This window comes from Paraburkholderia ultramafica, assembly GCF_902859915.1.
Lineage (GTDB): Bacteria > Pseudomonadota > Gammaproteobacteria > Burkholderiales > Burkholderiaceae > Paraburkholderia > Paraburkholderia ultramafica.
On sequence record NZ_CADIKK010000005.1, the window covers coordinates 127,078 to 146,521 of the forward strand.

The 19,444-nt window shown below is 63.1% G+C and carries 18 protein-coding genes and 1 pseudogene; 13 read left to right on the top strand and 6 right to left on the bottom strand.

The window, feature by feature from the left end:
* Positions 1-127 precede the first annotated feature (127 nt).
* The 12 genes from ptsP to HV744_RS07185 all read left to right on the top strand — a co-directional run bounded on the left by ptsP (position 128) and on the right by HV744_RS07185 (position 13,262).
* Positions 128-2,680, top strand: coding sequence for a phosphoenolpyruvate--protein phosphotransferase (ptsP, locus tag HV744_RS07130; protein WP_175148962.1), 2,553 nt, complete (start codon positions 128-130; stop codon positions 2,678-2,680).
* A gap of 22 nt (positions 2,681-2,702) precedes the next feature.
* Positions 2,703-4,481 carry a PTS glucose transporter subunit IIBC gene (gene ptsG / locus HV744_RS07135; RefSeq protein ID WP_175148837.1) on the top strand — a complete coding sequence of 593 codons (1,779 nt, stop codon included), beginning with the start codon at positions 2,703-2,705 and terminating at the stop codon, positions 4,479-4,481.
* Positions 4,482-4,907: 426 nt separating this feature from the next.
* A complete protein-coding gene (locus HV744_RS07140; RefSeq protein ID WP_246278971.1) occupies positions 4,908-5,348 on the top strand; it encodes a cupin domain-containing protein in 441 nt (146 codons plus the stop codon).
* 71 nt (positions 5,349-5,419) lie between these two features.
* On the top strand, positions 5,420-5,791 hold the full coding sequence (locus HV744_RS07145; protein ID WP_175148838.1) for a nuclear transport factor 2 family protein: 372 nt from the start codon (positions 5,420-5,422) through the stop codon (positions 5,789-5,791).
* A 271-nt stretch (positions 5,792-6,062) separates the two neighbouring features.
* Positions 6,063-6,566, top strand: coding sequence for a tautomerase family protein (locus tag HV744_RS07150; protein WP_175148839.1), 504 nt, complete (start codon positions 6,063-6,065; stop codon positions 6,564-6,566).
* Positions 6,567-6,952: 386 nt separating this feature from the next.
* Positions 6,953-7,405, top strand: coding sequence for a MaoC family dehydratase (locus HV744_RS07155; protein ID WP_175148840.1), 453 nt, complete (start codon positions 6,953-6,955; stop codon positions 7,403-7,405).
* 35 nt (positions 7,406-7,440) lie between these two features.
* On the top strand, positions 7,441-8,151 hold the full coding sequence (locus tag HV744_RS07160; RefSeq protein WP_175148841.1) for a flavin reductase family protein: 711 nt from the start codon (positions 7,441-7,443) through the stop codon (positions 8,149-8,151).
* A gap of 157 nt (positions 8,152-8,308) precedes the next feature.
* Complete coding sequence (locus HV744_RS07165; protein WP_175148842.1) at positions 8,309-9,490, top strand: alpha/beta fold hydrolase; 1,182 nt, start codon at positions 8,309-8,311, stop codon at positions 9,488-9,490.
* 33 nt (positions 9,491-9,523) lie between these two features.
* Positions 9,524-10,417: an alpha/beta hydrolase gene (locus HV744_RS07170; RefSeq protein ID WP_175148843.1), complete on the top strand. Its 894-nt coding sequence runs from the start codon at positions 9,524-9,526 to the stop codon at positions 10,415-10,417.
* 29 nt (positions 10,418-10,446) lie between these two features.
* Complete coding sequence (locus HV744_RS07175) at positions 10,447-11,235, top strand: enoyl-CoA hydratase/isomerase family protein (protein ID WP_175148844.1); 789 nt, start codon at positions 10,447-10,449, stop codon at positions 11,233-11,235.
* Between the two features lie 59 nt (positions 11,236-11,294).
* Positions 11,295-12,206 (top strand): LysR family transcriptional regulator, encoded by a 912-nt coding sequence (locus HV744_RS07180; protein ID WP_175148845.1) that lies wholly within the window; start codon positions 11,295-11,297, stop codon positions 12,204-12,206.
* A gap of 96 nt (positions 12,207-12,302) precedes the next feature.
* Entirely contained in the window at positions 12,303-13,262 is a 960-nt protein-coding gene (locus tag HV744_RS07185; protein WP_175148846.1) for a helix-turn-helix domain-containing protein, read from the top strand.
* Positions 13,263-13,312: 50 nt separating this feature from the next.
* Here HV744_RS07185 and HV744_RS07190 read toward each other — a convergent pair whose 3' ends face one another.
* The 6 genes and pseudogenes from HV744_RS07190 to HV744_RS07210 all read right to left on the bottom strand — a co-directional run bounded on the left by HV744_RS07190 (position 13,313) and on the right by HV744_RS07210 (position 18,701).
* On the bottom strand, positions 13,313-14,794 hold the full coding sequence (locus tag HV744_RS07190) for a YncE family protein (protein ID WP_175148964.1): 1,482 nt from the start codon (positions 14,792-14,794) through the stop codon (positions 13,313-13,315).
* Positions 14,795-14,796: 2 nt separating this feature from the next.
* Positions 14,797-15,261, bottom strand: a complete 465-nt coding sequence (locus HV744_RS07195) for a DUF305 domain-containing protein (RefSeq protein ID WP_175148847.1) — start codon at positions 15,259-15,261, stop codon at positions 14,797-14,799.
* A gap of 651 nt (positions 15,262-15,912) precedes the next feature.
* A complete protein-coding gene (locus HV744_RS38225) occupies positions 15,913-16,101 on the bottom strand; it encodes a hypothetical protein (protein WP_343056415.1) in 189 nt (62 codons plus the stop codon).
* Positions 16,102-16,186: 85 nt separating this feature from the next.
* Positions 16,187-16,576 (bottom strand): annotated as a pseudogene (locus tag HV744_RS38230) (MOSC domain-containing protein); the annotation flags it as partial.
* A 158-nt stretch (positions 16,577-16,734) separates the two neighbouring features.
* Positions 16,735-17,220 carry an anthrone oxygenase family protein gene (locus HV744_RS07205; protein WP_175148848.1) on the bottom strand — a complete coding sequence of 162 codons (486 nt, stop codon included), beginning with the start codon at positions 17,218-17,220 and terminating at the stop codon, positions 16,735-16,737.
* A gap of 113 nt (positions 17,221-17,333) precedes the next feature.
* Entirely contained in the window at positions 17,334-18,701 is a 1,368-nt protein-coding gene (locus HV744_RS07210) for a carotenoid oxygenase family protein (protein ID WP_175148849.1), read from the bottom strand.
* A gap of 99 nt (positions 18,702-18,800) precedes the next feature.
* Between HV744_RS07210 and HV744_RS07215 the strand changes: the two genes are divergently transcribed.
* Positions 18,801-19,391, top strand: coding sequence for a TetR/AcrR family transcriptional regulator (locus HV744_RS07215; protein ID WP_246278972.1), 591 nt, complete (start codon positions 18,801-18,803; stop codon positions 19,389-19,391).
* The last annotated feature ends 53 nt before the right edge of the window (positions 19,392-19,444 follow it).

The following is a 19,444-nucleotide window of genomic DNA, read 5'->3' on the forward strand; positions in this document are numbered from 1 at the left end:
CGGCCAGTCTAGGGTTTCACCCTACACCGATGGCTCCCTGATCCCATGCTCATCCGCGCCAGCGAAGTCCGGGCTCGCGCCGCCCAGATCACAACGTTTCAGCCGAGCGTCAAACGGAGTCGCGCAGATGAAAGCTCCTCAGCGTCCACTACGCATCGAGTTGTCGGCACCACTCTCGGGCGTCATGGTGCCGCTCGAAAGCGTGCCCGATCCCGTCTTCGCGCAGAAGATGGTCGGCGACGGTGTTTCAATCGACCCGACTTCGGATGAGCTGCGCTCGCCGCTCTCCGGCAAGGTCACGCAACTGCACAGTTCCAGCCACGCCGTGACGATCACCGGCGATAGCGGGCTCGAAGTGCTGCTCCACATCGGGCTCGACACCGTGTTGCTGCGTGGCGAAGGCTTCACCCCGCTGGTCAAGCAAGGCGACATCGTTGCGACGGGCCAGCCTCTGATCCGTTTCGATCCTGTCTTCGTCGGCGCCAAGGCGACGAGCCTGCTGACCCAGATGGTGATCGCCAACGGCGATCTGGTAACGCGCTACGTGGCCGCCAAAGGCCTCGTCACTGCGGGCAAGGACGTTGCACTGTCGGTTGAACTGGTCGGTGAAGCGGTCGAAGAGCATACGACCGGCGCGACCGGCACGGCCGGCGCAATCCTCTCCGACGAAGTCACCCTGCCCAATCCCGCGGGCATGCATGCACGGCCCGCCGCGGTCTTCGCCGGTGCAGCGAAGAAGTACGAGTCCGACATCCGCCTGCTGCGCGGCAGCGACAGTGCGAACGCCAAGTCGATCGTGTCCATCATGGGGCTCGCGACGAAGTTCGGCGACAAGGTGCGCGTCCAGGCCGCCGGTCCCGACGCGGCGCAAGCCGCTGGCGCGCTTGCGCGTCTGCTCGCTGGAGGTTCGGGCGAGCAGCCCGGCGACGCGCCCGCCCCCGCACCGGCGGACCTTGCATCCGCCAGTGAGCCCGCCGTCGCCAAACGCGCGCAGCCTGCCGACGCTGACGAACTCACCGGCGTATCGGCCTCGCCTGGACTCGCAGTCGGCAAAATCGTGCAGTTCCGCCAGCAAGTCATCGACGTCAAGGAAGCCGGCGAAGCGCCGCAGCGCGAACGGGCGCGGCTCGAAGCGGCTCACCACGTAGCGCGCCAGCAGATCGAGGCGCTTAAAGCGAAGCTCACCGATCCGTCGAAAGCGCAGATCCTCGACGCGCACCTGGAACTGCTCGAAGACCCCGATCTCAACGGCATGGCGATCGGCCGCATCAGCGAAGGCAAGAGCGCGGGCTTTGCGTGGCGCGCCGCTTTCGAGCAGCAGGCGAGCGCGCTCGAAAAGCTCGACAATCCGCTGCTGCGTGAGCGCGCGGGCGACGTCCGGGACGTTGGCCGGCGTGTGCTGGCGCTGCTAGCGGGCATGAAGCAGGCGCAGATCGCGGTGCCCGCCGACTCGATCCTGATCGCCGAGGAGCTCTCGCCGTCCGACACCGCTTCGCTCGATCGCGGCAAGGTGCTCGGCTTCTGCACGACGACGGGCGGTGCCACGAGCCACGTCGCGATCCTCGCGCGCTCGCTCGGTATCCCTGCCATCTGCGGGATCGACGAGGCTGCGCTGCAACTCGCCGACGGCACGCTCGTCGTGCTGGACGGCTCGCATGGCAGCTTGCGGCGCAACCCGAGCGCCGCGGAACTCGAGAAGGCGCGCGAGCGCATCGGGCGTCAGACGGTCAAGCGCGAAGAAGAGAAGCTCGCTGCGAACAAGCTCGCAGTGACGGCCGACGGTCATCGCGTCGAAGTCGTCGCGAACATCCGCAACGCGCCGGAGGCGCGCGATGCCGTTGCGGCCGGTGCCGAAGGGGTGGGCCTGCTGCGCTCCGAGTTCCTCTTCGACGATCGCGACACCGCGCCGTCCGAGGACGAACAGGCCGCCGAATATTGCGCGGTGGCCGAAGCGCTCGGCCGCGAGCGTCCGCTCGTGATCCGCACGCTCGACACGGGCGGCGACAAACCGCTCTCCTACATGCCGCTACCCAGGGAAGACAACCCGTTCCTCGGCCTGCGCGGCGTGCGTGTGAGCCTCGAGCGTCCGGAGATTTTCCGCACGCAGTTGCGCGCGATTCTGCGCGCAGCGCCCATCGGCAACCTGCATGTGATGTTCCCGATGGTCGCCGCGATCGAGGAAGTGCTCGCGGCAAAGAAGATCCTGCTGGAAGAAGCCGGCGACCGCGCGAACAGCGTCAAGGTCGGCGTGATGATCGAAGTGCCCGCTGCCGCGCTGATTGCCGGGCCGCTCGCGCGCGAAGTCGACTTCTTCTCGATCGGCACGAACGATCTCACGCAATACACGCTCGCGATGGACCGCGGGCATCCAAAGCTCGCCAGGCAAGCCGATGCGCTGCACCCGGCGGTGTTGCGCCTGATCGGCATGACGGTCGAAGGCGCGCACCAGCACGGCAAATGGGTCGGCGTCTGCGGCGGCATCGCCTCGGATGCGATGGCCGTGCCGGTGCTCGCGGGCCTCGGTGTCGACGAGCTTTCGGTCAGCATTCCCGCGGTCGGTTCGATCAAGGCCCAGCTTGCGCGGCTGACGATGGACAAGGCGCGCCAGCTCGCCGCCGACGCGCTGCGCCTCGGCACCGCCGCTGAAGTCCGCGCCCTGCTTGCCCCCTTCGCCGAATAAACGGATCGAGAGGAGAGCCGCCATGTTCAAGCATGCCTTCGGAGTCTTGCAGAAAGTCGGCAAGTCATTGATGCTGCCGGTCGCGGTGCTCCCGGTGGCCGGCCTGCTGCTCGGCCTCGGCGCGACCGATTTCCACGGTTACGTGCCGCTCATGGTGCTCGCGCTGATGAAGAACGCGGGCGACGTGATTTTCGCCAACCTGCCGCTGATCTTCGCGATCGGCGTCGCGCTCGGCTTCACCGAGAACGACGGCGTCTCGGGCATCGCCGCAACGATCGGCTATCTCGTGATGACCGCGACCTTGGGCGTGATTGCCAAGGCCCAGGGCATCGAGCCCGACACGATCATGGGCATTCCGTCGATCCAGACCGGCGTGTTCGGCGGCATTCTGGCCGGAGGTCTCGCCGCGTGGATGTTCAATCGCTACTACAAGATCGCGCTGCCGGCCTATCTCGGCTTCTTCGCCGGCAAGCGCTTCGTGCCCATCGTGACCGCGATCGGCTCGATCGTGCTCGGCGCCATTCTGTCCTTCGTGTGGCCGCCGATCGGCGGCGTAATCAAGGCCTTCTCGCACTGGGCGGCGGTGTCCGACCCGCGCACGGCGGCGACGATCTACGGCTTCGTCGAGCGTCTGCTGATCCCGTTCGGCCTGCACCACATCTGGAACGTGCCGTTCTTCTTCGAGGCGGGCAGCTACCTGGACCCGACCAACGGCAAGACGGTCCATGGCGACATCAACCGCTTCTTTGCGGGCGACCCCACCGCCGGCATCCTCGCGGGCGCGTTCCTGTTCAAGATGTTCGGCCTGCCGGCCGCCGCGATCGCAATCTGGCACTGCGCGAAGCCCGAGAAGAAGGTCGCCGTCGGCGGCATGATGGTCTCCGCCGCGCTGACCTCGTTTCTCACCGGCATCACCGAGCCGATCGAGTTCGCGTTCCTGTTCGTCGCCCCGGTCCTCTACCTGATTCACGCGTGTCTCGTGGCGACGGCGCAGTTCGTCGCCAACACGCTCGGCATGCGCATGGGCTTCACCTTCTCGCAGGGCGGCATCGACTTCCTGATGTTCAACCTGATCGGCAACAAGGCGACGCATGCGTGGTATGTCTTCGTCCTCGGTCCGGTCTACGCGGTGATTTACTACGGCGTGTTTCGCTTCGTGATCACGAGGTTCAACCTCAAGACGCCGGGTCGCGAGGACGACATCGTCGAAACCGCCGCGCTCAGCACGGCCGGCGTCGGCGGACGCTCGCGCGAACTGGTGCTCGCCTTCGGCGGCCGTTCCAACATCGACAGCCTGGATGCCTGCATCACGCGTCTGCGCATCTCGGTGAAAGACCCGGCACTCGTCAACGAGGGCAAGCTCAAGGCGCTCGGTGCCGCGGGTGTCGTGCGGGTCGGCAACGGAGTGCAGGCGATCTTTGGGCCGTTGTCGGAAAACATGAAGACCGACATGCAGGAATACCTGAAGACGGCTGGCAGCGAAGCCGACCTCGCAGCGGGCGGAACGCCTGTCACCGAAGCCGTGGCTCCGGCCGCGTCCACCGCGACCTTGGCGCACAACCCAACGCAGCAGAACGCTCGGGCGGAGAAAATCCGCGCAGCGCTCGGCGGCGCCGCCAACATCAAGCAGCTCGAGGCGCTTGCGGCCACGCGCCTGCGCGTCGTGCTGTCCGACGCCTCACAGCTCGACACCGCCGCTTTGAAGGCGGCCGGCGTGCCCGCGACACAGTCCCTGACCAACGGCGAGTTCGACCTGATCGTCGGCCTCGAAGCGGAAAACCTGGCAGGCGCGATGCGATAAGCGCCGACAAGACCTGTCGTCTGAATGTCCGTCCTGTCGCGTGGACGAATGACGGGAATTGGCTGCGGAATCAACCGGAGGATGCAGCACACCAAGGCTGCGACGCGAGCGCTTTCAGCTCGAACCACTTGACGGACTGGCTCACTGCATGTTGCCGCCACTCGGAGGCCGGCGCTGGTGAGGCGGCTTCACGCCGTGAAATGGCCGTTACCTTCGCTGGCGCACGCTGCGATCCTGTCGTTATCGTGGTTCGCTCAGTGCTCCCATCACTATCCATGCACTAGCAGGCAAGCGGACCTGCGCTAATGGGCAAGCGCTAGCTGGTTTGTCCGCGATATCGTTGTGTCACCCCGCAAAACCTGTCCACCCTTTTTGGGGAGCGGCGGTCGTGGGATCATGAGTAAGCGCTGAAGCGCTAAGGAGACGATGATGGAAATCAAGCCGAAGGTCCGTGAGGAAGCTGTTCAACTGAACGATATCCCCTGGAAGGCGTTCCCCGATGCGCTTTCCCATGGCGGCATCCGCTGGAAGATGCTGCACGCCTCCCCCGAGATGGGTGCCTGGACGGCGATTTTCGACTGCCCGGCCGGCTCCTCCTTTAATGCCCACTTTCATGTCGGGCCCGGCGAATATTTCCTGACAAAAGGCCGCATGGATGTCCGCGGCGGTGCCGGGCACGGTGGCGACACCGTCGTCGCTCCCGCATACGGCTACGAATCCGCGAACGCGCGGCACGACAAGACGTATTTCCCCGTCGACAGCGAGTTCTACATGACGTTCCTCGGTCCGCTGGCATTCATCAAGGAAGACGGCACACCGATCGTCGTCGTCACGTGGGACGAAGCGCAGCGCGCCTACGCAGGCTAATCCGGCACTGAGCCGAAGGCCCGCGATAGCCTGTTTGCGGGACCCGCAACCGGCTTCTGGAGACATTGAACATGACCAACGCTTCAGCACAGACCGATGGTGCCACCCAGCAGGTGTTCGACCATCATCTCGGCGCGTTCGCTCAGGGTCTGGACGAACTTCTGAAAGACTATGACGACCACTCGACGATCATCACGCCGGACAAGACCTATAGGGGCAGCGCGGAGATCCGCGCCTTCTTCAAGGCGTTCCTCGAAAGCGCCGATCCCGGATTCTGGCCAGCATTCAGGATCACAAGCAAAAGCACGGCTGGCGAAGTCGCCTATCTGGCGTGGGAGGCGAAGCCCTGGGTGACGCTTGCCACCGATACGCTGGTCGTCAAGGACGGAAAGATCGCGGTCCAGACCTTCACCCCCTTCTCAGGCCAGGAGTCACTTGCATGAGTCAGCAGGCACGGTCCGGACAGGTTCGACCTGATCTTTTAGATAGGATCACTACCTATGAGGCAGTCGTGAAAGGAAGGTTTTGAAACCGCGTTGCCGCCTTTATGGGCTACTCCGTCACGACGGCCACGACAAATTCACCAGTCCGCACGGGTTCCGCACTGTCGACCCGGAGGGCCAAAGCTCGCCTTGCGGGAAGTGAGATGCCTCACCAGCCCAGATGCGAGGCAATCCTCGATGCACCCGCCTTTCAATCTCAGGAGAACTGGCCATGCCACTTATGGATGTTACCTTCGCGCAAGGTTCATTGAACACAGACGCCCAAAGCAGGCTATCGGCGAAGCTGTGGTCCGTCGCGCTTCGTTGGGAAGGAATCGAAATTAACGAGACATCTGCATCCGTCGCCTGGGTCTATCTTGACGAACGCCCCCAACATCACATCACCGTCGCCGGAAAGTCTCCCAGGCAGAACATCTATCGAGTCAATGTTCGGGTCATGGCCGGGTTCATGGATCAACAGCGGATCGACAGTCTCGCCCGCGAGCTGACCGACTCGATCCTTGAAGTCGACGCAACGATGGGTGACGGCAGCGGCCCGCGAGTATTCTGCATTATCGAGGAGATTCCGAGCGGGACCTGGAGTATCGACGGGCAGACCTGGACCACCGCGTTTACCGCTCGTACATTGCGGCTCGATAGCGAACGCGTCGACGCGATGGAAAAAGCCGTGGCCGCCCGCCCCCGCATCGACGTTCCATATACCGTAAAGAATTAAGAGAAGTCTGCGGCAAGCCCGCAGACCGGGCTTGCCATCAACGCGCGCCACGTAGGGTATCCCTGAGTCTCGCCGTTACGCCCCCTTTGGACGGCCGTGCCGGTCTAGCCGTCTTCAACTACCCTCCTCTGTCGAGCGGCGCTTTCTCAATGTCGGCACGCCTCCCGAAGCGAATGCGCCAACGGCGAAAGTGGCAACACGCTCCCGTGAGGCGCAGTATTTCAGCAGCGTACAGCCCGCCGTACCGATAATTGATCAATTTGAAATGATGCATTCATCCGCCCTCTCTTTCTCCGCTCGAAGACATTCCCTAAAGTAGTCGCCATACCCGCCGGACAGCGAACCAAATCAGTCGGTCGGGCCGCCATCCTTCAAAGGACACGCTCATGAGTCACGAGACGCTCTATTTCGACGACCTGAAGGTCGGCGACAGCTTCACCACCGGTTCGTATGAAGTTAGCGCTGCAGATATAAAACGGTTCGCCGCGGAGTTCGATCCGCAGCCGTTCCATCTCGACGATGAAGCCGCGCGCGACACGATGTTCGGCGGGCTCGCCGCGAGCGGCTGGCATACCGCGGCGATCACGATGCGTCTGCTCGTCTGCGGTGGCCCGAAGCTGGCCAACGGCGTGCTCGGCGCCGGCGGCGAGATCGACTGGAAGATTCCGACACGCCCCGGCGACACGCTGCACGTCGAAAGCGAAGTCGTGGAACTGATCCCGTCTCGCTCGCGCACCGATCGCGGCGTGCTGGTGCTGCGCTCCAGAACAATCAATCAGCACGGCGAAGTCGTGCAGAACCTGAGCGCAAAGCTGATCGTCGTGCGCCGGCCCGCGTAACGCCGGACACCCGATACATTTCCAGGAAACTCATCATGATCGTCGATCCCTCCACTCAGGACGCCACTGCAAACTACAAACTGCTGATTGGCTCGATCCTGCCGCGCGCAATCGCATGGGTCAGCACACTCTCCAAAGACGGCGTCGCGAATCTCGCGCCGATATCATTCTTCACCGCAGTCGGCCGCAAGCCACCGATGGTGTCGATCTCGATGCAGCCGCGCTCCGACGGCGTCACGCTGAAGGACACGTTCATCAACATCCGCGACACTGGCGAATTCGTCATCAACATCGTGAGCCTCGAGCTCGCGGACGCGATGCACCGCACCGCGTTCGAATTCCCATCCGAAGTCGACGAGTTCGACGCAGTCGGCCTCAACAAGGCCCCGTCGCTGACGGTCCGTCCGCCGCGCGTGGCAGCGGCGCCGATCGCGCTCGAATGCAAGGTCGACCGGATCATCCCGATCGGCGACCAGAACGACCACGTGGTATTCGGCGAAGTGCTCCGCTTCCAGATCCGCGACGACCTTTACCTCGATCGCGGCCGCATCGACACCGCCGGCCTGCAGCCGGTCGCCCGCCTCGCCGCCGAATACACGGTCGTGCAGAACGCGTTCACGACGCCGCTTGATCCACTGGCGCTTGCGCGGCTGCAAAAAAACAGAATCGGCCGGCTCGACGGGTTCGAGGACGGCTACTCGCCGATCGACGCGGCGAATTGGTCCGCGTCCGGCGCAACGCGCTGAATTCCGGATGGCATGGGACTGGAGTAAGCGCTGGAGCGCTAGCTCTGGTCGACAGCACATGGGACCAGAGTAAGCGCTAAAGCGCTAACTCTGATCGACCGCGCATGGGACCAGAGTAAGCGCTAAAGCGCTAACTCTGGTCGACAAGGAGATACGCATGAATCCGACTCATCCGACCCAGCCCGCGCTCGTGTTCATCCACGGGTTCCTGGACGGCGCCGACGTGTGGGATGGCCTCGCCCGCCAACTTGGCGACCGCGCGGCGGGCGCGCTGCGCGTCGACCTTCCGGGCATGGGCAGGCGCGCCGGCGAACCCGGCCCATACAGCCTCGAGCGCTTCGCGGCGGACGTCACGACCCAGGTCCGTGCGCGGTCGCGGCCGGTCGTGCTTGTCGGGCACAGCATGGGCGCGCAGATCGCCGAACTCGTCGCCCAGCGGCTAGGCGCGCAGGTCCGCGCCCTCGTGCTGCTGACGCCAGTGCCACTTCGCGGCACTGGCCTGCCCGACGACGCGATGCGCACTTTCCACGCGCTCGGTGGCAATCCGGCCGCGCAGCGCGAGTTGCGCCGCAACCTGTCGGTCACGCTCGGCGACGCGCAACTCGAACGTCTCGGCCAGCTAGGCGACCGCGTCGACGCCGCAGCGGTCGGCACCTTCGCCGATCTGTGGAACAACGGCCATCCGTCGGGTGCCGAACCTGCGCAATATCGCGGCCCGGTGCTGATCATCCGCGGCGGCGAAGACGCATTCGTCACCACCGAACTGATCTCGGCGGGCGTGACGCCGCGCTTCGAAGCGCCGGGCGTCGTGACGATCGAGCGCACCGGCCACTGGCCTCACGTCGAGCAGCCCGACGCGGTCGCGCGCAGCGTCGGATCGTTTCTCGCGAACCTCGAAGCGGCCTCGAGTACGTCGGACACGCCGGTCGTGCCAGTCGCGCCGCAAGGCTGGACCCGCGCGTTCGAGCACAAGTCCGCGAACGCGTTCGCCGACGCGTTCGATCCGAACGTCGTGCTCGAAGCGAGCGTGCTCGCGAAGCCAGTGGTCGGCATCGATCAGGTCAAGACCGTGATGAGCGCGGCGAGCAAGATCTACGAGGCGCTCTCATTCACGCACGAAGCGCGTAACGAGCTGCGCAACTACCTCGAATGGGAGGTGCAGGCATTCGGCGGCGAGCAGATGCGCGGGATCACGGTGCTGACGAAGAACGCGCAGGGCAAGATCGTTCACGTGGCGATCCATCATCGCCCGCTCGGCGGCGCGCTGAAATTCTCGGCCGAACTCGGCCGTGTCCTGCAAGGGCAGGTTGACGCTAGTGTCTTTCATCGCGGCGCGTGATTCGCGCGCCCATGCAAAATCCAGGAGATTGAAATGGTAGAACGTACCGACGTGGAATTCGAAGTGGACGGCGGCATCAAGCTGCGCGGCTGGCTCTTCGTTCCACCTGGCGAGGGACGCCGACCCGCGATCACCATGGCGCACGGCTACGCCGGCGTCAAAGAGCACGGGCTCGAGCCGTTCGCGCGCGCGTTCGCAGAAGCCGGGTTCGTCGTGCTGCTGCACGACCATCGCGGCTTCGGCGCGAGCGAAGGCACGCCGCGCCACGACATCGATCCGTGGCGTCAGATCGCGGACTGGCGACGCGCGATCAGCTTCCTCGAAAGTCTCGACGTCGTCGATCCTGCTCGTATCGGCCTGTGGGGCACCAGCTATGCGGGCGGCCATGCGATCGTGCTCGGCGCGACCGACCGGCGTCTGCGCTGCGTCGTCGCGCAGGTGCCGACCATCAGCGGCTACGAACAGGGGCTGCGCCGCATTGCGCCGGAGAGCGTTGCAGCGATCGAGGAAGCCTTCGCCGACGACGATCGCGCTCAATTGCGCGGCGAGCCGCCTCGCCGCCAGGCGATCGTCAGTGCCGATCCCGCAATCCCCGCGTCGTATCGCGCGAAGGACGCGCTCGACTTCTATCTGCAGCCGCTGCCGGACGGCGCGTGGGAAAACAACGTGACGGTCCGCTCGACCCGCGCCGCGCGCATGTACGAACCCGGCCACTGGATCGCGCGCGTATCGCCGACGCCGCTCCTGATGGTGGCCGCCACGCGCGACGCAATCACGCTGACCGACCTCGAGCTCGCAGCCTACGAACGCGCGTTGCAGCCGAAGCGGCTCGTGACGATCGAAGGCGGGCACTTCGATCCGTATCTGTCGCAATTCCGTGTTTCCAGCGAAGCGGCAGTCGAGTGGTTCAGGCAGCACCTCGGCTAACGTCTCCTATCACGACAAAGGACTTCCCCATGTCTCACCTGACTGTCAGTTTCGACGAAGGCCTCGCGACCATCGTCATCGACCGCCCTCTGCAGAATCGCATCGACGACCAGATGGTCGATGAGCTGGCCGCGGCCGTCACCGCGATCGAGCGCAGCGACGCGCGCGCGGTGCTGGTGCGCAGCGAAGGCGAAAACTTCTCGTTCGGCGGCGACATCATGAGCTGGCCCGATGCGAGCGTCCGCGAACTGCGGGCCCGCTTCGGCCATTACATGACCGTGTTCAATCGCTTCGAGCATCTGCCGCTGCCGGTCGTCGCCGCGGTGCAGGGCCTGTGTTTCGGCGGCGGCCTCGAACTCGCGCTGCGCGCGGACGTGATCTTCGCAGCCGAATCGGCGACGTTTGGGCATCCTGAACAGTCGCTCGGGATCGTCACCGTGCTGGGCGGAATCTACCGCGTCGCGGAGCGCGCGGGCCGCTCGCGCGCCTCCGAATGGGCGCTGACGTCGGAGAAGGTCCCTGCCGCGACGATGGAACGCTTCGGCATCGTCAACCACGTGGTCGCCGACGCGGACCTGCTGAAGCAATCCGCCGATTTCGCGCGCAAGATCGCACGCGGGCCCACGCGGGCCTATGCCGCGCACAAGGCGTTGCTGCGCGCATGGGCGGTCGGCGGCGTCGCGGCGGCGGACGAGGCGATGTTCGACATCGCGATGCCGCTGTTCGACACCGACGACGCGCGGCGCGGAATCCGCTCCGCGGTCGATGCGCTGAACGCGGGCCGCCCGCGCCCGGTAATGGATTTCAACGGGCGCTAGCAGCAAGCAGCGGGATTGCGTTCTAATGGCGTCTCCCCCATCGAACGGAGCCGCGCATCATGGACCGCATCGCAGCGATGAACGCTTTCGTCCGCGTGGTCGAAGCCGGGACGTTCGTGAAGGCGGCTGACACCCTCGACGTGCCGAACGCGACGGTGACGCGGCTGATCCAGAGGCTCGAGGCAGATCTGAAGGTTCGCCTGCTGCACCGCACGACGCGCTCGGTGACGGTCACACCGGAAGGTGCGATCTACTACGAACGCGTCGTGCGCCTGCTCGCGGAGCTCGCCGACATCGAATCGTCGACCAGCCATGCGCTGAGGAAGCCGTCGGGCAGGATCCACGTCGATGCCCCGACGGCGATCGGCACGCTCGTGCTCATGCCCGCACTCGCCGACTTCTACCGCGCCTATCCGGATGTCGAGATCGAGCTCGACCTCGGCAACCGGCGCACCGACCTGGTCGCCGAAGGCATCGACTGCGCGATCCGCGCCGGCGAAGTCGACGAGCAGTTCCTGGTCGCGCGGCAGATCGGCAGCTTCGGCTTCACGACCTGCGCGGCGCCCGCGTTTCTCGACGCGCACGGCACGCCTGTATCGCCGGAGCAATTGCGCGATCTGCCGACTGTCGGCATGGCCCCGTCGCGCGGCGGGCGCCCGCTGTCGTTCCAGTTTTCCTACGACGATCAGACAGGTGATTTCGCGCTGAATCACCGGCTCGTCGTGGACGATACGAACGCGTATCTGGCCGCGGGCCTCGCGAGTCTCGGGATAATCCAGGCGCCGACCTACTCGGTACGCGACGCGATCGCCGCCGGGAAACTCGTGCCGCTGCTCGAGGACTGGCAGCAGCGGACCAACGCGCTGCACGTGATCTACGCGCCGAACCGCTATCTGAGCGCGAAAGTTCGCGTGTTCATCGACTGGATCGTCGAGCTGTTCGAGCAGGACGAGCAACTCAGACGCCAGTGACGCTCACGCGGCGCCGCCAGCGGCGTCGACTCCAAATCCCCGGTGCTTTGACGCCGGTGTACATTGACGGATGGGGCGCCGATAGGGAGACGCGCTGTGCTAGATCAATCGACGAGCTGGTCAACCAGCAAGGTGGCGGCGGCGGACAAAACCGACGCCTGGCAGGAAGTATTGAGCGGGAGCTATCGTGAGTGGCAGGTCCCCAGGCGGGTGCCGGCCAACTTCCACGCGGCACTCTGTCGTCATGATTTCGCCGGGGCAGCGATTGTGGAGACGGTTTGCGACCCCTGCGTCGGAGAGCGGACCCGCCAACACGTGCATCGTGACGATGAGCTGTACGTCGGTGTTCAACTCACGACGAGCGGGCGCGAACGCTTCAAGATCGGTGATAGCAGGACTGAGGTGCGCGCCGGCGACCTCGTGGTCTGGACGACTGACCAGGTGATGCAATTTGAAGTCATGGAGCGTTTGCATAAGGTGACACTGATGATGCCCTGGTCGCTCATACGTGAACGCATGCCCGAGCGCAGGCAGCCACCAGGCGGGGGACGAATCGAAAGCAAGGCCGGTATCGGCTCTCTGCTTGCCGTTCATCTGCTCGCGTTGTCCAACGAAATCTCAACGCTCGACTCCAGCGCGCAGGGCTCCGTGAGCCGATCGACTCTTGAACTATTGGCTAACGCGCTATCAGGTCAGCAGCAGGTTTCGAGGTTCGACGCCAGCGGCGCGATGCTGCGAAAAGTGCAGGACTACATCCTCCAGAACCTTCACGAGGACGGGTTGACGCCGGCCCGCATCGCTGAGTCGTGCGGCATTTCGCTGCGTTACCTGCATATGATTTTCCAGCGCAGCGACATGACTGTGTCCGGCTTTGTGATTCACAGCCGACTGATGGCGTGCCGGCAGGCCCTTTCCGACCCGTCTTACCACCGTTATCAGATCGCTGAAATCGCATACCGTTTCGGCTTCAATTCCATCAGCCACTTCTGCCGCACCTTCAAGGAAAAGTTCGGCCAATCCCCTGGTGACGTGCGCCGTGGCGCAATCGCACCATAAGAGCCTGTAGATCAGGCTGCTATCTCTTATGCGCCTGATGCAAGCCTCTGTCACGGCGTTTGCACCTGGACGACAGCACCCGGCTTACCCGCTACCGACGGAGCCACGACCAGATAGCGACGTTTGTCAGTGCCCGCCGTACCCGGCTGCACAACCTGCCGGATTTGACCAAGTGCGTTGACAATCGCCGAACCAGCGGGGTTCGTCATGAAGTTGGCCAGCGGTTCAATGCCACCCGTCCCATCCGGCGAATCGGACAAGCCAAGGATGTACGGTTGCTTCGGCGACAATCCGGTCACGGAAGCCTGAAGAACCTGAAGCAGTCCCTGGTCAAACAACGCGACGCTCGTCGGCGCGCCAGAGGCGTCGCCTGCGTTTTGTCCGACCGCATGCAAGCTCAGATGCACAGCCTGACCAGCGACGCCCAGTGGCTGCAGATTCTGTGTACCGTCGCCCTCCGTCACCGCGTTGGGCACATAGGCGATTGCTTGCGGCGCCTGGCCGACTGGAACATTTGCGACCACCGTGTTGGTGATCGTATCGATCGCGGCCAGCGCATCACCGTTTTCGAGACCTACGTACAGTCGGGTGCCGTCGCCCGACGGCCACGCTGCGTGCGGGAGGTTCCCCACCGGAATAGTCGCGACCGGCTCGAAATTGTCCGTGCGATAAGCTTTCACCTGGTTCAACCCGCCTACGGTCACATAAGCGAACATGCCCTTCTCGTTGTGCACGATGTTCACGTGATTGGTAATCGGACCGGTCTCAAGCGTCTTGATAAGCGCGAAAGGCGGCCTGGCATCAAACACCTGAACCTTACCCACGTCTTTCAGCGTAAACCAGACCTGTTTGCCATCCGGCGTCGCAGCGATGTTCGGGCAGAACGGACTTGCCTGCCTGATTTTCCCTACGATTTGATGATCCTTGACGGAAACGACGTCGGTCTCCGGGTTGAAGGACGAACACACGTACCCGTACTTACCGTCGGGTGAGAAGATCTGCATGCCGGGGCCGGCCGGCAGCATGATGCGGGTCTTTTCCTGGAAGGTCTTCGCGTCCAGAACCGAAACGTAGTTCTCGCCTCGAACTGTCACCCAGACTTCACTGCCATCCGGCGTAAAAAACGCCTCATGAGGCGAACGGCCAACATACGTTACGCCCTTGATCGCATTGGTTTGCGTATCGATGAACGTAACCGAGTTCGAACCGATCGAGACGACCGCCAGGGTATGGTGGTCCGGCGAATATCCCATCCCGTGAACCAATAGCTGTCCACGATACAGAGGGCTGAAGTTGCCGGGCGACGGATCGCCAAGTCGAATGACACCGAGCAAATGGTTGTCCGCCGGGTCTGTCACGGAGACCGTATTGGAGAATTGCTCAGCGGCATACACGCGATCGTGATGCGAAACCGGAATATCCGGATCAGCCAGCGAACCGGGGGCCTGTCCAGCCCACGCACTTACGCTCAAGGCAACCAAAGCAGTAATCGCGCTGGTCCTGAACACGCCAGACAGCTTTGAATCGTTCATCATCATTGCTCCTTGGGCACAGCCATTTTCAATGTCGTGTGCGACATGCCACTGCTGCCTTGCGGCGACTGCTGGTCCGGAGCGGGCCCCGCCGGTGGCAACGGCTGCCCGAGAGCGACGCGCATGGCTACGATCTCCTGCTGTTGCTCTACGATGATTTCCTGTGCGATACGACGAAGCTGTTCGTTGTGCCCGTGTCGAAGCTCAGCCTGGGCCATCTCGACAGCACCTTGGTGATGCGGAACCATCATGGCAACAAAGTCCTCGTCAACACTTCCCGAAGGCTTCACATCCATGTCCGTCATCATCTTCGACATGGCGACGTCGTCCTCAGAGAGGAATGCCGACTCCTCGGCACTCGGGCTTGCCGGTGAAGCGGCATTGGCGCGAATACCTGCAACGGCAAAGCACGTGCTTACAGAAAGTGCAAGTAACAGGCGCGACGGAAGACCGAATCTGCGTTCCATGACGACTCACTCCTACGTTCCTGAATGCGTGACAACTATCTGGCGAACATACTAGCCCCACGTCTATTCCAACGGAATCTCATTTTTTTTGCTGCCTCTTGGCGTCGATGGCAACGTATCTAATCTGGCCAGATCTACTTTTCGAATTGTAGAGTCGATATTCTCTTAGACCACATGAATCAATAGACGAAACATGCACCGACAAAGTCGCGCTTAACGGAGTGTCATCTGGAAGAAATTGGCGGAAACCGAACGCCGGGCCTGTTGGTCAATTCGGTACCCGGTGCGCACGTACTTTCGCAAGCAGATGCGTACGAGGTAAAAGTCGTACCGACCTACGAGGTACAGAATCAGACGACTTACATTGCCGACCATATCTATCAGTACGCCGGAAGCAAGTACGTCGCAAAGAAAGATGATCCACCAAAGTTCGTGCAATCATCTGGCGAGTCGTTCGCCACCGCACCGCTTCCTTTAGTTTTTGTGGAAACAGGGCGTCGTCTTCGCGTCCGCAAGACGGTGACCACTTGCGAGAGTTGCTCGGGCAGCCGTGATCCCAACCTTGCGATGAATAAAGCCCAGCTTGGGGGTGCGAGTCCCCGTTCTCCTTCCGAAGCTGCCCACTGCGCCGCTGTCGCGTTTCAGAAAGCGTCACCCGACGCTTTCTCGACGCACGCGACTACGGCGCCACTCCAGCAAGTCGGCAATCGATTTCTTGCGATAGCCTGGGACGATCCGAATCGCTGATCCTGCATCGACACGGCCGGTCTCGACCACGCTCAAATAGACACCGGCGTATCCGCTGAGCAACATATCGGTAACCGCACGCTTGTAACCCATAATCGCATTGAACTTGAAGCAGGGTGTGCGCGGCGCCGCGCGGCGCCTCTACGCGCAGTACCACGCGGCCGATCACAACACGATCGCCGACCCACAACTCTTCTTCTAGCAGCCCAGTAGTCGTGAGATTTTCGCCCATCGCACCGAAGGCCAGCGGCACGTCCGCGCCGTCTGCGTTGGCCTCGTGACGTTTTTGCCGCCACCAGTCGTAATGCTCCACCGGGTACATGTAGACGGCTTTCTCGAGTCCGCCATGGAGGCTAAGATCCGCCTGCTCGTCGCCGGCCAGACCAAGGCGTCCGATTTCGATTTCGACCGGATTATCAGTCGTACTGACAGGCCTTTTGCGGATTGCCGATTCGACGACGCGCTCCGGCGATGCACCACCAATGTCGAGAGGCGCCCCCACACCAACACTTATCGCCAGCACGCGCGCATCCACGACGCTGCCATGCTCGTCTTCGAGGTTGCTCATAAACTGCGCTCTCCTGATTGCATCGGCAAGACGTCCCAGACCTGCACGCTATTCGGGGCGTCCGAAATATGGCCGGGACAAATCGTAGACCGGCTGAAACGCTTTCCGCTCGACGTTCTACATCGACGCCGAGAGGAGTGCTCCGATTTCCACCTTGATCAGCCGGTTCGGCCCTTGCTCCAGGCATAACTTGCGAGCAAGAGGCAAAGCAGCGCCGCAGCCAGCACCAGAAGACGAGGCATGTGACGCACGGACCACCGTTTGTAGTCGAGCAGTGACTGTTTCGGTGAGGAAGTTGAGTCGGCGCGTGCCAAACGATTGTTCAATGGCAGCATGAGCGTCAAGGTAAACACGGCAGCCGCGACCCACAGGACGGACGCCGCAACGAGCAGAGAAAAGCCTGGCCCGGTACGGTGCACGACCGCCTCTACGACAAGCAGCACAAGGCCGAGTACGTTCCAAAGTGGCAGTGGCGTTGCAAGCCGTGCAGTCAGAAGGTGCGCTGCCTTGAGCCGGGCCGGTTCGTCGAGCTCGAGCAAGACCGGGTTGGCAAAAAGAGTCAGGAATGTCTCAGAGCCGACCAGCAGCCCGATACAAGCTATCGTCGCAAGATTCAGTAACGGGATCATCTCAGGGAAGGACATTTTGCGCTCCAAAGCGTTGAAATTTGGCGGGTATCCGGAAGTTGACCCAGCCCTCCAAGGTTGTGGACTGCCAGGACGCGGCGTTTGCACACCCCCCCTGGCCACTGCCGGTCTCATTGATCGTGACTCTCCTTATCCGCCGACCAGCCGCCGTGGAAACCAAACGGCACGCGTACCGGCAACTCGATCGTCGCGACCGGGTCACCGGCGAAGTCCTGTGCATGGAGAATGACCACGTCACTGAGGTTGCGATTGCCATCGTAGACGTAGGACATGATCCAGCCATCGTCCTCCTGGGCGGCGTCCGGGCGTCGCACGAATACCGGCTCCAGCGTCATGCGGCCAGCGCCATAGTCATGCACCTCGGCCGTGCCGCGCACCATATCGTGCTTCATGGCGGGACCCGATGAGGCATCCGAGCCCCACCAAGGCGACGTGTAGGCATAGCGGTAAGCCTGTCCTCCGAAGCGGCCGTTGATGCGCGGAAATTCCCGGCCGCGCCAGTCGAGTCCGGTTTCGCTCAGCAGGCCGCTACGGCGGTCCAGGGTCCAGCGCACGAGCACCGTCTCGCCTTCGTTGGGTCCGTTATGGTCGCGGTCGAAACTGCGCGGATGGCGGACCAGATCGATAATCGTCAGGTCGCCCTCGTCATAGGCGTTGACGAAGTGGAAGAGGAAGCAGCGCGGGGCGGCAAACCATTGAAGGCGCGAAACATCGCCATCCCGTGGCAACAGACCGATCCTTGAATCCTGGCGTTCGTTCCAGATCCACGGGAAGGTCGCCCGCGCGATCTGCGGCTGGAAAGTCACGGGCAGATCGGGCACCACGATGAATGATGCCGTGAACGCGCAGTCGTGAATCAGCGGGACGTGGGGCAGATCGATGCGCGCCCTGGTCGTCGCGCGACCGTCCCGGCCGACCGAAACATACCGCACCGGCTCGCCGGCTTCATACGTCAGCGCATGCTGCTCGCCGGTAACTGGATCGAACCTGGGGTGGCCGGTGAAGCCGGTTTCCAGTGTGCCGCCAAAGTCAGAGCGCGCGACGCTCTCCAGCTCGTAATCGAGTTCGACGGGCAGGGAGCCCGCTTCGACGGTCGCGTACAGCCTGTCACCCGCCTGCGTGAAGTTTGTATTGACCGGTCCATCGCGCCGCTGCGCCCCCGGCCCAGGGATCGGCCCACGTCCCAGGGACGCAACCGCAGCCGCATCCTTCACAAACCGGCTGCGATACCATTCGGCCTTGCCGTCGCGAACCCGCAGGCCATGCGCCATACCTGTCGAGTGAAACCAGTGATAGCGCTGCGGGTCGGGCACACTCGCCGGATTGGGACCGATCCGCAGCAGGCGGCCGGTCAGTTCCTCGGGGATGGTGCCGGTCACTTTCAGGTCGAAGGCTGTCGTTTCGACTTCGACCGGAGCGAAATTGTCGGCGAGATACGCGTTCCTGAACGCAGCGGCATTGACGGGTTCGGTGCTCATGATGTTCTCCAGTGCCAATGTGATGAGTCATCACTTTGACGCCTGCTTAACCTGGTGTCAAGAAAAAGTTATACTCCATCACATTGACACCATGAAGGCATGACGATGAACCGCATGACGACAAAAACTCCCGAGAAGAAGCCCCGGACCAGACAGAACTATCACCACGGCGATCTGCGACGCGCATTGCTCGACGCCGGGCGTGAGGAGATCGCTGCAAACGGCGCCCAGAGCCTGACGCTTACATCGCTTGCGCGCCGGGCTGGGGTTGCGCAGTCGGCGCCCTACCGTCATTTTGTCGACCGGGATGATCTGCTGGCTGAGCTGGCGATGGAGGGTTTTCAGGAGCTCTCTAAGGCACTACGCAAGGCGATGGAGTCAGGAGGCAAACGCGGCAACGTCAGGCGGATGGCCGCCGCCTACCTTCAGTTCGGGGAGCAGAACGTTGAGCGTTACCGGTTGATGTTCGCCTCGCGCATCGTTCCTGATGCGCCGCCGGAAAGCCCGCTTGGCAAGGCAGCGGAAGAAAGCTACCAGTTACTGCTCGCGGGTATCGCGGCCGGCGGCCGCACCGGTCCATACGGGTCGGCCACGGCCGTGTGGGCGCAGTTGCACGGACTGGTGATGCTGAAGGCGGACGGTTTCGTTGAACCGCCGCTCGACACATTGGTTGCGGAGCTTGCTCTTTGATGGATTTGACGCGTCATCGGCATCAAAAGCTCTTAACGGCAATTTAAAGACCG